Source organism: Rhodococcus sp. A14, from assembly GCF_011603105.1.
In the GTDB taxonomy this organism is placed as follows: Bacteria; Actinomycetota; Actinomycetes; order Mycobacteriales; family Mycobacteriaceae; genus Rhodococcus_F; species Rhodococcus_F opacus.
Window position 1 is genome coordinate 17,448 of record NZ_JAAOQS010000027.1, and the last position, 11,518, is coordinate 28,965.

The 11,518-nt window shown below is 66.4% G+C and carries 13 protein-coding genes; 6 read left to right on the forward strand and 7 right to left on the reverse strand.

The genetic code is table 11. From position 1 onward, the window contains the following. Positions 1 to 40: 40 nt before the first annotated feature. The 3 genes from G9373_RS16495 to G9373_RS16505 all read right to left on the reverse strand — a co-directional run bounded on the left by G9373_RS16495 (position 41) and on the right by G9373_RS16505 (position 2,537). The gene (locus tag G9373_RS16495) at positions 41 to 865 is read right to left on the reverse strand and encodes an alpha/beta hydrolase (RefSeq protein ID WP_133984626.1); all 825 of its coding nucleotides are present in this window, start codon (positions 863 to 865) and stop codon (positions 41 to 43) included. Positions 866 to 1,260: 395 nt separating this feature from the next. Next, a complete protein-coding gene (locus G9373_RS16500; RefSeq protein WP_005570286.1) occupies positions 1,261 to 1,821 on the reverse strand; it encodes a PaaI family thioesterase in 561 nt (186 codons plus the stop codon). Further along, on the reverse strand, positions 1,821 to 2,537 hold the full coding sequence (locus tag G9373_RS16505) for an SDR family oxidoreductase (RefSeq protein WP_133984628.1): 717 nt from the start codon (positions 2,535 to 2,537) through the stop codon (positions 1,821 to 1,823). The genes G9373_RS16500 and G9373_RS16505 overlap by 1 nt, the downstream gene beginning before the upstream one ends. 86 nt (positions 2,538 to 2,623) lie before the next feature. Here G9373_RS16505 and G9373_RS16510 point away from each other — a divergent pair, with 86 nt between their 5' ends. Both G9373_RS16510 and gdhA read left to right on the forward strand, forming a co-directional pair. Next, positions 2,624 to 3,127, forward strand: a complete 504-nt coding sequence (locus G9373_RS16510; protein WP_005570282.1) for a helix-turn-helix domain-containing protein — start codon at positions 2,624 to 2,626, stop codon at positions 3,125 to 3,127. 100 nt (positions 3,128 to 3,227) lie between these two features. After that, complete coding sequence (gdhA, locus tag G9373_RS16515) at positions 3,228 to 4,571, forward strand: NADP-specific glutamate dehydrogenase (protein ID WP_005570280.1); 1,344 nt, start codon at positions 3,228 to 3,230, stop codon at positions 4,569 to 4,571. 55 nt (positions 4,572 to 4,626) lie between these two features. On the opposite strand, the gene G9373_RS16520 is transcribed toward gdhA, so the two are convergent. Genes G9373_RS16520 through G9373_RS16530 form a run of 3 tightly spaced genes read right to left on the reverse strand, consistent with a single transcriptional unit; the run spans position 4,627 to position 7,164 of the window. Then, positions 4,627 to 4,836, reverse strand: a complete 210-nt coding sequence (locus tag G9373_RS16520) for a hypothetical protein (RefSeq protein ID WP_005248259.1) — start codon at positions 4,834 to 4,836, stop codon at positions 4,627 to 4,629. Positions 4,837 to 4,848: 12 nt separating this feature from the next. Then, positions 4,849 to 6,021, reverse strand: a complete 1,173-nt coding sequence (locus G9373_RS16525; RefSeq protein WP_043791709.1) for an acyl-CoA desaturase — start codon at positions 6,019 to 6,021, stop codon at positions 4,849 to 4,851. Between the two features lie 33 nt (positions 6,022 to 6,054). Beyond that, the gene (locus G9373_RS16530; protein WP_133984630.1) at positions 6,055 to 7,164 is read right to left on the reverse strand and encodes an FAD-binding oxidoreductase; all 1,110 of its coding nucleotides are present in this window, start codon (positions 7,162 to 7,164) and stop codon (positions 6,055 to 6,057) included. 118 nt (positions 7,165 to 7,282) lie between these two features. Here G9373_RS16530 and G9373_RS16535 point away from each other — a divergent pair, with 118 nt between their 5' ends. The 3 genes from G9373_RS16535 (at position 7,283) to G9373_RS16545 (ending at position 9,524) form a co-directional block, all read left to right on the forward strand. Continuing rightward, positions 7,283 to 7,990: a TetR family transcriptional regulator gene (locus tag G9373_RS16535; RefSeq protein ID WP_133984632.1), complete on the forward strand. Its 708-nt coding sequence runs from the start codon at positions 7,283 to 7,285 to the stop codon at positions 7,988 to 7,990. Positions 7,991 to 8,016: 26 nt separating this feature from the next. After that, the gene (locus tag G9373_RS16540) at positions 8,017 to 8,868 is read left to right on the forward strand and encodes an alpha/beta hydrolase (protein ID WP_005570272.1); all 852 of its coding nucleotides are present in this window, start codon (positions 8,017 to 8,019) and stop codon (positions 8,866 to 8,868) included. Positions 8,869 to 8,945: 77 nt separating this feature from the next. Then, complete coding sequence (locus G9373_RS16545; protein ID WP_005261984.1) at positions 8,946 to 9,524, forward strand: hypothetical protein; 579 nt, start codon at positions 8,946 to 8,948, stop codon at positions 9,522 to 9,524. On the opposite strand, the gene G9373_RS16550 is transcribed toward G9373_RS16545, so the two are convergent. After that, positions 9,521 to 10,846 (reverse strand): MFS transporter, encoded by a 1,326-nt coding sequence (locus tag G9373_RS16550; RefSeq protein WP_133984634.1) that lies wholly within the window; start codon positions 10,844 to 10,846, stop codon positions 9,521 to 9,523. The two genes, G9373_RS16545 and G9373_RS16550, sit on opposite strands and share 4 nt — an antisense overlap. A 126-nt stretch (positions 10,847 to 10,972) precedes the next feature. Here G9373_RS16550 and G9373_RS16555 point away from each other — a divergent pair, with 126 nt between their 5' ends. Next, a complete protein-coding gene (locus tag G9373_RS16555) occupies positions 10,973 to 11,506 on the forward strand; it encodes a PadR family transcriptional regulator (protein ID WP_037206011.1) in 534 nt (177 codons plus the stop codon). Positions 11,507 to 11,518: the final 12 nt, after the last annotated feature.

Consider the following 11,518-nt stretch of genomic DNA (forward strand, 5'->3'; position numbering starts at 1 on the left):
CCCCCGATCACCTGGACGAACAGGAATCGAGGGTCCGTCGTCAGCCCTTCAGGAACGCCAGCAGGTCGGCGTTGATCGTCTCCGCTTGTGTGGTGGGCATGCCGTGGGGGAAGTCCTGGTACGTCTTCAACGTCCCGTTCGCGAGAAGCTTCGCGGACAGGGGTCCGGCGTCGGCGTACGGAACGATCTGGTCGTCTTCGCTGTGCATCACCAGCACCGGCACCGTGATCTTCTTCAGATCCTCGGTGAAGTCGGTCTGCGAGAAGGCGACGATGCCGTCGTAGTGAGCCTTGGCCCCGCCCATCATCCCTTGGCGCCACCAGTTCTCGATGATCGCCTCGGAGGATTCCACGCCCGGTCGGTTGAATCCGTAGAAGGGTCCCGACGGCAGGTCGCGATAGAACTTCGATCTATTGGCGGCGAGCTGTGCCTGCAAGTCGTCGAACACGTCCTTGGGGATGCCGCCCGGGTTCGCCTCGGTTTTGACCATCAGTGGCGGTACCGCGCTGATCAGTGCGGCCTTCGACACCCGGCTCTCCCCGTGCCGCGCGAGATAGTGCACCACCTCGCCGCCGCCCGTCGAATGGCCGACGTGGATCGCGTTCTGCAGGTCGAGATGCGCGGTCAGCTCCGCGAGGTCGTCGGCGTAGTGGTCCATGTCGTGGCCGTCACCGGTCTGGGTGGAGCGCCCGTGACCGCGCCGATCGTGGGCGATGACGCGATAGCCCTGCTGGAGGAAGAACAGCATCTGGGTGTCCCAGTCGTCGGCCGACAGCGGCCAGCCGTGGCTGAACACGATGGGTTGACCGGTTCCCCAGTCCTTGTAGAAGATCTCCGTGCCATCCTGGGTGGTGATCGTGCCCATGTGGTTGCCTTCCTTGACCGCTCTGGGATGACGCTGATGAGGACGGAATTCAGTACATCAAACTTCGGTACCCCACAGGGCGGCTTCGACCGGCGACGTCCTGTACGACCGTCCGATAGGCATTGCGCCCCTCGTCCGTACCCGGAGTTGCGTACTCGCGCGTAACAAACCGACCAATTAGTCTTGTTCGCGCATCGCCCCAACCCGACGGGGCAACGGTGCACCGGGACCCGCCACGATCCTCCGCGAGTGGCGGGTTTCCCGCATCTCAGCTGACTTTACTCGCGCATTACTTTTTCATGACCTAACCTAGGGGCCGCCGGCCCTCCCCCGACTCGGGTCGGCAGGCGGCCCCGCCGGACGCCCCCGAGGCACCCGGCGGGCGCCGTCCGGCGTCAGCTCTCCTGTGGAACCTCGAACACCAGCAGGGTGCTGGTGGCGGTGGCGACGAGTCGGCCCTGCGAGTCGGTGACCTCCCCCTCCGCGAACGCGATGCGGCGACCCGACTTCTTGACGACTCCGGTGGCCGTGAGGGGCCCGGAGTCCCGGGTCGCTCCGCGGATGTAGTTGACCTTGATCTCGACCGACGTGTAGCCCCACCCCGCGGGCAACGTGGTGTGCACGGCGCAGCCGGCGACCGAATCGAGCAGGGTGCACACGGCGCCGCCGTGGATGGCGCCGATCGGGTTGTACTGCGACTCGTCGGGGTTCAGCGCGAAGACGACCCTTCCGGGTTCGGCCTCGAGGAACCGCAGGTTCATCAGGCTCGCGATCGGGGGCGCGGGAATCTCGCCGCCGAGGATCGCCCGCAGGTAGCCGAGGCCGTCGAGTTCTCGCGCTTTCCGCGCCGGGCCTGCCGGGTCGCGCCATTCGACGGTCCTCGACCGCACCTCTCCCCACTCCGCGTCCGCCCCGCCCTCGACAGTCGCCACTGCACCGTTTCCGGACTCGCTCACTATGCCGTCCCCTGCTGCGCCGGCTGCGGATAGAGAACGTCGAGGTCACCCGACAGTGCCGCCTTGACGGTGCGGGAGGTGTCGTCGGCGAGGACTTCGTGAGCGCCGGACTCGATGCCGTCGAAGGCCAGTCGCGCGACCTCGGCCGCGGAGATCTTCGGTACGTCCAGACCGCTCGTCATGTCGGTGTCCATGTACCCGAGGTGCAGCCCGACCACCTGGATATTCTGCGCTGCGAGTTCGGCACGCATCGCGTTGGTGGCACTCCACAGGGCGGCTTTCGAGACGCTGTACGAACCACCGACGGCCAGCCAGGACAGGACGGAGTGCACGTTGAGGATCGCGCCGCCCCCATTGGCGGCGATGATCGGTGCCAGCGCGCGAGTGACGTTGAGCGGGCCGTAGAGGTTGGTTTCGAGTTCCCGGCGCATTCCGTCGAGATCACCCGTGAGCGGCGACTCGCCGATGAGGATGCCGGCGTTGTTGATCAGCACGCCGAGGTCCCCGACGTACTCCGCGGCGGCGTAGACCGATTCGGGGTTCGTGACATCCAGTTCGACGGGCACGACCCGGGGATGTCCTTCGATCGTCGACATATCACGCGCCGACGCGTAGACCGTTCGCGCTCCTCGTGCGAGCGCCTCGGCGACGAAGGCACGTCCGAGCCCGCGGCCGGCTCCGGTGACCAGCACCGTTCGATCTTGAATCGTGGTCATGACGACCCCTTCGAGAGAGTAAGTCTGCTTTTCCAACTAACTGCGCTACGACAGTAACCCCTATCAGTTGGAAACCACAACCCTCTATGATGGAGTGCATGAACAATGGCGACACCGAGCGAGCGACACCCGAGATCGTCATGGACCGCATGCCACTGGCGCCGAGACCCTGCGCGATCGCCGCCACCATGGAACTGATCGGCGACCGCTGGTCCATGCTGGTGATCCGCGAACTGAGCTACGGGGTGCACCGCTTCGACCGGATTGCCGGGTACATCGGCGTCTCGCGCGACATCCTCACCGCGCGACTACGCAAACTCGAGGAGGTCGGCGTCATCGAGCGCCGCCAGTACTCCGAGCACCCTCCCCGTTTCGAGTACCACCTCACCCCGGCGGGCGAGGACCTGCGACCACTGCTGCTCTCACTGTTCCAATGGGGCAGCAAGTGGGCCGTCGACGAGGCACCGTCGGTGCTCGTGCACGACTGCGGGCACTCACTGGAGCTGGAACACCGCTGCGCGCACTGCGGCGAGGCCGTCGAGAACACCTCTGTCGCAATGCATTCCCGCACACTACTGCGGGAGTCCTGACCTCTCCGCACGGCGCGATACAGGACGCCTGACGCCAGGTCTATAGTTTCCAAAGTAAACGTCAGGTAACGAATTCCTCACACGTCAGGCAGGTGGGTCTGTGTCAACGCGCGACCAGGTAGCAGAGATCTACGAGCAGGTCCGCCTGCGGAACGCCGGAGAACCCGAGTTCCACCAGGCAGCCGCCGAGGTCTTCGAGTCGCTCCAGGTCGTGCTCGACCACCATCCCCACTACGCCGACTCCGGATTGATCGAGCGACTGTGCGAGCCGGAGCGTCAGATCATCTTCCGGGTGCCGTGGGTCGACGACTCCGGCAACGTGCACGTCAACCGCGGTTTCCGGGTGCAGTACAACAGCGTGCTCGGCCCCTACAAGGGCGGCCTGCGGTTTCACCCCAGCGTGAACCTGGGAATCGTGAAGTTCCTCGGCTTCGAGCAGATCTTCAAGAACGCACTCACCGGACTTCCGATCGGCGGCGGCAAGGGTGGCTCCGACTTCGACCCCAAGGGTCGCTCGGAGGCCGAGATCATGAGGTTCTGCCAGTCGTTCATGACCGAGCTGCATCGCCACATCGGCGAGTACACCGACGTCCCGGCAGGTGACATCGGCGTCGGCGGGCGCGAGATCGGCTACCTGTTCGGCCAGTACAAGCGCCTCACCAACTCCTACGAGTCGGGGGTCCTCACCGGTAAGGGCCTCACCTGGGGCGGCTCGCAGGTGCGTCGCGAGGCGACGGGTTACGGCGTCGCCTACTTCGTCGCCGAGATGCTGAAGGCGGCGAACAGCTCACTGGGCGGCAAGACCGTCGTCGTCTCGGGCTCCGGAAACGTCGCGATCTATGCGATCGAGAAGGTGCACCAGCTCGGCGGAATCGCGATCGCGAGCTCCGATTCCTCCGGATACCTCGTCGACGAGAAGGGCATCGACCTCGAGCTCCTGAAGGAGATCAAGGAGGTGCGACGCGGACGGATCAGCGAGTACACGGACACCGTGCCGCACGCCCGGTTCGTGCCGAACGGCTCCATCTGGGACGTGCCGTGCGACGTCGCGCTCCCCTGCGCCACCCAGAACGAACTCGACGAAGCGGCCGCCAAGACACTGGTCGCGAACGGCGTGCAGGCGGTGGCCGAGGGCGCGAACATGCCCACGACCCCGCAGGGCGTCCAGGTGTTCCGCGATGCCGCGGTGGCCTTCGCCCCGGGCAAGGCGGCCAACGCGGGCGGCGTCGCCACGTCGGCACTCGAGATGCAGCAGAACGCATCCCGCGACTCGTGGGGCTTCGAATACACGGACGAGCGGTTGGCCGGAATCATGCGCGGCATCCACGAGCGCACCGTGGCCACGGCCGCCGAGTACGGCATGCCGGGCGACTACGTGCACGGCGCGAACATCGCCGGTTTCGTGAAGGTGGCCGACGCCATGATTTCGCTCGGCGTCATCTAGCAGAGCGAAAAGGGGCGCGGCCGTCGCCGGCCGCGCCCCACCCACGCGAGGATCCTCAGTCGACCGGCTTGTCCTCGCCCTCGTCTTCGCGGGCCTTCTTCGCGGCCTCGCGCATCTCGATGCCGTCGGACACCCAGTCACCGATCTCCCGGGTGACGTCCCGGACGGCGCCCGCGATGATCGTCGCGATGTGGCCCACGTGCGTGGCCGCGGACTCCGTCAGTTCCTGCACGGTGTCCTTGCGCCGCTCGAACTTCCCCACCATGTGTTTCGCCTCTCAGGCTGCAGTCTTCTGCCGCTCGACGATAACACCGGGAGGGGTGTCGGACGAGACGAGACCGGGCGGCAGTGCGAACGTGAAGATCTTCCCCCACACGGAGCCGATCTGCTTGAAGAAGCCACCGGTGTTGTAGGGCAGCCCGTGCTTCTCGCACAGCGCCTTCACCGCGGGCGCCATCTCCGGGTACCGGTGGGCGGGCAGGTCCGGGAACAGGTGGTGCTCGATCTGATGCGAAAGGTTGCCCGACATGATGTGGAACAGCGGACTCCCCTCGATGTTCGCGCTGCCGAGCATCTGCCGGACGTACCACTCGCCGCGGGTTTCCTCCGCGGTCTCGTCCTCGGTGAAACTCTGCACGCCGGTGGGGAAATGGCCGCAGAAGATGATGGAGTACGCCCACACGTTGCGGATCAGATTGGCGGTCACGTTGCCGAGCAGTGTGGGGACGAACAGCGGCCCGGTGAGCGCCGGGAAGATCGCGTAATCCTTGAGCACCTGCCGACCGGCCTTGCGCCACCAGCCCTTCAGCAGCGGCTTGACGTCGCGCCACTTCCGCTTGCCCTGGATCACGTTCTCCGCTTCCAGGTCGTGCATCATGACGCCCCACTCGAACAGCATCATCAGGAAGAAGGCGTAGACCGGGTTCCCCAGGTAGTAGGGGTTCCACTTCTGCGCCTCGTCGATCCTCAGGATGCCGTAGCCGATGTCCCGGTCCCGGCCGAGGATGTTGGTGTACGTGTGGTGCATGTAGTTGTGGGAGTGCTTCCACTGATCGGCCGGGCAGACCGTGTCCCACTCGAACACGCGGGAGTTCAGGCCCGGTTCACGCATCCAGTCGTACTGGCCGTGCATGACGTTGTGGCCGATCTCCATGTTGTCGAGAATCTTCGACACACCGAGGGCCCCGACCCCGGCGATCCAGGCCGGCGGAAAGAAGCCGAGGTACATCAGCCCGCGGCCGGCGACCTCGAATCCCCTCTGCGCCTTGATGATCTTGTAGATGTATTCGCGGTCCTCGGCGCCGAGGTCCGCAACCGTCCGGTCGCGGAGGGCGTCCAGTTCCCGGCCGATTTCTTCGACCTGGTCGTGACTGAGCACCACCGGGGCGTCGTTACGGGAACCGTCGGAGCCGTCGACGAACGGGAGGAACGAGAGTGAGAGTCCAAACATGTCGGTCTCCAAACGTTGGATGTCGAGTGAAAATCAGATGTCGAGGGCGACGTCGCCCACCGGAACCGAGACGCACAGCTGGATCGCCTTGTCCGGATCGGTGTCGGTGTCGCCGGTGCGGACGTTCTTGGTGCACCCCGACTTCTTCACCGTGGTGCAGGAGAAGCAGATGCCCATCCGGCATCCGTACTCGGGATGGAGTCCGGCGGCCTCCGCTTGTTCGAGCAGCGTCGCTCCGGAATTGTCCGCGGTGACACCGCTGGCGGTGAAGGACACCTCACCACCGGCCTCGCCCTCCGCCGGGGCTGCGGTGGGAGCGAATTCCTCGGTGTGCAGACGGTCCTCGATGCCGAGTTCGCGGTACACCTCCCGAACGCCACGCATCAGTCCGGGCGGCCCGCACAGGAAGGTGTCGGCGTCCGCGTACCAGGGTGCTACCGCGTCGAGGTGCTCCTGGCCGAAGAATCCGTGGAGATGGCCGCCGGTGTCCTGATCGGTGTACGCCAGCACGAGCGAGACGTTGGCGTTCGCGTCCGCGAGTGCGCGCAACTCGTCGAGGTACGCGACGTCGTTTTCGGTGTACGCGTAGTGCAGAAAAGTGATGCTTCCGGAGTGCTGCTCGTCGACCAAGGTGCGCAGCATCGACAGAACGGGGGTGATTCCGCTGCCTCCGCTCACCAGCAGGAGCCGGCGAGGGCGAGGAGAGGGAAGGGTGAATTCGCCCGCCGCTTGAGACAGGTCGAGCACGAGACCGGGGCTCGCGTGGGCGTGCAGGTACTGCGAGACGAGACCCTCGGGATGCGCCTTGATCGTCAGCTCGACGAGCCCGTCGGTGGACGCCTGTGCATTGGCCGGCGAGTAGCACCGGGTGTGGCGAACCCCGTCGATCACGACGCCCACCTGCACGAACTGCCCCGCACGGAATCCGCGCCACTGACGGGTGGGGCGCAGCGTGAGGGTGACGGTGTCGGCGGTGGACCGCCGGACCTCGACCACTTCTGCACGCAGGTCGCGCACGGTGACCATGGGAGTGACGAGTTCGAGGTAGCGGTCGAGCTGGTGCGGAGTGGCCATCGCCTCGAACAACGACAGCAGCGAGAACCTGCGTCCCTCCGCCGGACGACTGGTGTGGGCAACTGACACGTCAGCCTCCTCCGTTTGAGTGCACGGTTGTACACTGACAATAGTGTGACAGAGGGGGACAGCAAGTTGTCAATCAGAATGTGACCGCACGCACACTCGAGGCAGGGATCGGATACGCATGCCGGATGACGGGTACGAGCCCCCGGAGATGACAGGTGTGGGCACTGTCGCGAATACACTCACTGCCGTGAGTCAGTCGACCGGCGCCGAACCCGAGAGCAGGGCAGTCCGCAAGGAGCGCACGAGGAAGGCGCTTCTCGACGGCACGCTCGAACTCATGGCGGATCGGAGTTTCGCCGGCGTGAGCCTGCGCGAGATCGCCCGCACCGCGGGAATCGTGCCCACCGCGTTCTACCGCCACTTCGCGTCCATCGAGGAGCTCGGCGTGGTGCTCGTCGAGGAGGGCATGCGAATACTGCGGCAGATGCTGCGCGACGCCCGGCGCACCCCGAGCACCAAGAGCGCAGGCGCATCCCTCGACATCCTAGTCCGGCAGGTCCGCACCCACGAGGCGCAGTTCCGGTTCCTCAGCCGTGAACGCTACGGCGGCGTCCCCGAAATTCGCCGGGCGATCGCGACCGAGATGAAACTGTTCGTCAGCGAACTCACGGTGGATCTGTCCCGCATCGAGGGTTTGCAGTCCTGGGACCACGACGACCTGGAGATGGCGGCCGACCTGATCGTGTCCACCATGTTCGCCGTCGTCGTCGATCTGCTCGAGGCCGATCGTCCCGGAAGCCGAAGCGAGGCCGAGGTGGTCGCGCGCGCCGAACGGCAACTGCGCCTGATCATGCTCGGCATGAGCGGGTGGAATCCCGGAAAGTAGTCGCGCTCTCGCCGTACGGTGGGGGCATGCTGTCAACCTCGGAACACGCGCACATCACTCTCGGCGACCTGACGTTCGACGTCACGACCAGCGGTCCGGCCGACGGCGCCCCCGTCGTTCTCCTGCACGGGTTTCCGGAGAGCGCCGCGTCCTGGGAACCCGTCAGCGCCCGGCTGAACGAGTCCGGTCTGCGGACGTACGCCCCGAACCAGCGCGGATACTCGCCCGGTGCGCGACCCGACGGAGTCGACTCCTACAGGATCGACCACCTCGTCGCGGACGTGATCGGACTGCTCGACGCACTCGACCTCGACACGGCGCATCTCGTCGGCCACGACTGGGGCGCCGCCGTGGCCTGGGTCGTCGCGGCCAGGCACCCCGATCGGATCAATTCGCTCACCACCGTGTCGGTGCCACATCCCGGCGCGTTCGGCTGGGCGTTGCGCGAGGACGCCGATCAGAAGGAACGCTCCTCCTACATCCGGCTCCTGAGGATGGAGGGCAAGGCCGAGCGGGTTCTCCTCGACGACAACGCGCACTCACTGCGCGCAATGTTCGGTGACGTCGTCCCGCCGGCGCTCGTCGACCGGCACGTCGCGCTGCTCAGCGAACCGGGAGCGCTGACCGCCGCGCTGAACTGGTACCGCGCCATGACGAGCGACTTCGAGCAGACGCCCGCCGTCACCGTTCCCACGACCTACGTCTGGAGCACCGGCGACCAGGCGCTGGGGCGTGCGGGAGCGGAGCGGTGCGGCGAGTTCGTCGATGCGCCGTACGAATTCGTCGTCCTGGACGGTGCCACGCACTGGATCCCGGAACAGCGACCCGACGCCCTCGCGGACGCGATCCTCATGCGTGCCGGAACCGTGCCGAACTGAAATCCGCCCTTCCCCTCGACGGGGCGTCCGTTCTGGTTTGATGGCACTACTCGTCTCGTGCACCCTGGGAGGGCACCATGAGTGGCATCGCAATTCTTCTGGTCGGCGCCGTTCTGTGCTTCGCCGGTGTCGGTTCACTCCACGTCGCCGTTCTCGCCTCGGGTTTCGGCCTCGGCTGGCTCCTGGCCGATCTGCTGTCGCTGTCGCTCGGGACGACGTTCCTGGTCGCGGCGATCGGCGCGGTAGTGGTGTGGGTGGCCACGACCCTGATCTTCAAGTTCGCCGCATTCTTCATCGGCATCATCGCCGGCGCGGTGATCGGAGCGAAGCTCAGTCGTGTTCTGCAACCCGACGACGCCGGCTGGCTCCTCAGTGGAGTCGTGATCGTCGCGCTCGCCGTCGCCTGCGGTTTCATCGCCGACCGGTACCGGGCGCGGGCATTGTTATGGCTCACCGCGCTCGGCGGCGCCAGCATGGTGCTGACCGGGCTCGGTCTGGCCGTCCCCCCGCTGGGATTCCTGGAGGATCCGAACGAGGGCGGCCAGCAGTTCTTCGCCACGCTGATCTGGATCGTCGTGGCGGCGGCGGGCTGGCTGACGCAGCGGCGCCTGTTCCCGGAGAAGCTTCGCATCGACGACACTCGCGCGAGGCGCTAGTCGCGTGCGGGCGCCTTCACCACCGTCAGCGCGGCGAGGCCGATCGCGAGCACGATCACCAGGCCGAGGATCCCCGCCCGATCCGCCGCGAGCCACCAGGCGAACAATCCGAAGAGGGTGGGCGAGAGGAACGACACCGCGCGACCGGTGGTCGCGTACAGGCCGAACATCTGCCCCTCCCGGCCGGGCGGGGTGATCCGGGCCAGGAACGTGCGCGCGGACGACTGCGCGGGACCGACGAACAGGCACAGCAGCAGTCCGAAGATCCAGAACATGGCCGGTCCCGAGACGGCCATCAGGACGACACCGACGATGATCATCGCGATCAGGGACGTCATGATCACGGTCTTCGGCCCGATCCGGTCGTCGAACCGGCCGGCGGTGAGCGCGCCGAGCGCGGAGACGACATTGGCCGCGACGCCGAACAACAGCACGTCACCCGCACCGATGCCGTAGACGTTGACGGCGAGGACGGCGCCGAACGTGAAGACACCGGCCAGACCGTCGCGGAACAACGCACTGGCCACCAGGAAGTAGACGGTGCGCCGGTCGGCGGACCACAGGTCGCGCAGATCGCGCCACAACACCCGGTACGACTCGACGAAACCGGCCTTGTCCGCACCCGGATCCGCGTGCGGGCGGGGTAGCTCGGGGACCTTCAGCAGCACGGGAATCGCGAAGACCGCGAACCAGACGGCGGCCAGCAGCGCCACCATCCGGATGTTCAGGCCGCCGTCCGTGGTGAGCCCGAGGAACCCCCGGTTGTCGCCGTCACCGGAGATGAAACCGAAGTAGCACACCAGCAGGAGCACGATCCCACCGAAATAGCCCATCGCCCAGCCGAACCCGGACACCCGGCCGATGTTCGCCGGCGTCGACACCTGCCTGAGCATCGCGTTGTACGGAACGCCGGCCAGTTCGAAGATCACCGAACCGGCGGCCAGCAGCACCAACCCGAGCCACAGGTACTGATACGAGTCGCGGACGAAGAACATCGCCGCCATGCACCCGACCGTCGCGAACGTGAGGACGCCGAGCGCCCACTTGCGTCGTCCCGCGGCGTCGAATCGCTGCCCGGTGACGGGGGCGAGCACGGCGATGAGGAAACCGGCGATGCCGAGCGACCACCCGAGCCACGTGCTCGCGGAGATCGATCCCGGCAGGTCCTCCCCCACGGCGTCCGTCAGGTACACGGAGAAGACGAACGTAAGGATCACGGCGTTGAACGCGGCCGATCCCCAGTCCCACAGCCCCCACGCGACAACCTGTCTGCGCGTCGCGGCCTCGCCGATCCCGGCCGGCGGACGAACGTCGGTGCTCATGCCCGCGAGCCTATGCGAGCGAACGGGGAGTTCGTGCGGTCTGACGCGACGAGCGTCCCGTTCGACCGGGAGGACCTAGTGTGCACTCAGTTGCATACGCACCTCGTTGCATACATACTTCTGTTCGTGGCCCTCGAACATGCGCTTCTCGTCTCCCTGACCGAGCACTCCGGCTCGGGCTACGAATTGGCGCGCCGGTTCGACAAGTCCATCGGCTTCTTCCAGAGCGCCACCCACCAGCAGATCTACCGCGTCCTCAAACGCATGGACGAGTCCGGCTGGGTCGACGCCGAGGTCGTGGCACAGGACGGCAGACCCGACAAGAAGGTGTACCGGGTCAGCGCGGCCGGACGCGCGGAACTCGAGCGCTGGATCGCCGAACCGACCGAGCCCAATCACCTGCGTAACGAGCTGGCAGTGAAGATCCGCGCCGCTCAGCACGGTGACATCGCCGCACTCACCGCCGAGGTCGCTCGCCACCGCGACGGCCACGCCGCCCGGCTCGAGGTCTACCGCATGATCGAAAAACGCGACTTTCCCGCACCGGACAAGCTCTCCGGGGCAGCCCTGCACCAGTACCTCGTCCTGCGCGGCGGAATCCGCGTCGAAGAGGGATTCGCCGACTGGTGCCAAGAAGTACTCGACGCGCTCGCACAGTAAGGACACGCCGCC

What these genes read in the sequence shown, in the direction of transcription:
- G9373_RS16520 (WP_005248259.1), bottom strand. Translation starts at nt 4,836, where the DNA reads ATGGTGGGGAAGTTCGAGCGGCGCAAGGACACCGTGCAGGAACTGACG.
- G9373_RS16505 (WP_133984628.1), bottom strand. Translation starts at nt 2,537, where the DNA reads ATGACCACGATTCAAGATCGAACGGTGCTGGTCACCGGAGCCGGCCGC.
- G9373_RS16510 (WP_005570282.1), top strand. Translation starts at nt 2,624, where the DNA reads ATGATGGAGTGCATGAACAATGGCGACACCGAGCGAGCGACACCCGAG.
- G9373_RS16545 (WP_005261984.1), top strand. Translation starts at nt 8,946, where the DNA reads ATGAGTGGCATCGCAATTCTTCTGGTCGGCGCCGTTCTGTGCTTCGCC.
- G9373_RS16550 (WP_133984634.1), bottom strand. Translation starts at nt 10,846, where the DNA reads ATGAGCACCGACGTTCGTCCGCCGGCCGGGATCGGCGAGGCCGCGACG.
- G9373_RS16535 (WP_133984632.1), top strand. Translation starts at nt 7,283, where the DNA reads ATGCCGGATGACGGGTACGAGCCCCCGGAGATGACAGGTGTGGGCACT.
- G9373_RS16525 (WP_043791709.1), bottom strand. Translation starts at nt 6,021, where the DNA reads ATGTTTGGACTCTCACTCTCGTTCCTCCCGTTCGTCGACGGCTCCGAC.
- G9373_RS16495 (WP_133984626.1), bottom strand. Translation starts at nt 865, where the DNA reads ATGGGCACGATCACCACCCAGGATGGCACGGAGATCTTCTACAAGGAC.
- G9373_RS16540 (WP_005570272.1), top strand. Translation starts at nt 8,017, where the DNA reads ATGCTGTCAACCTCGGAACACGCGCACATCACTCTCGGCGACCTGACG.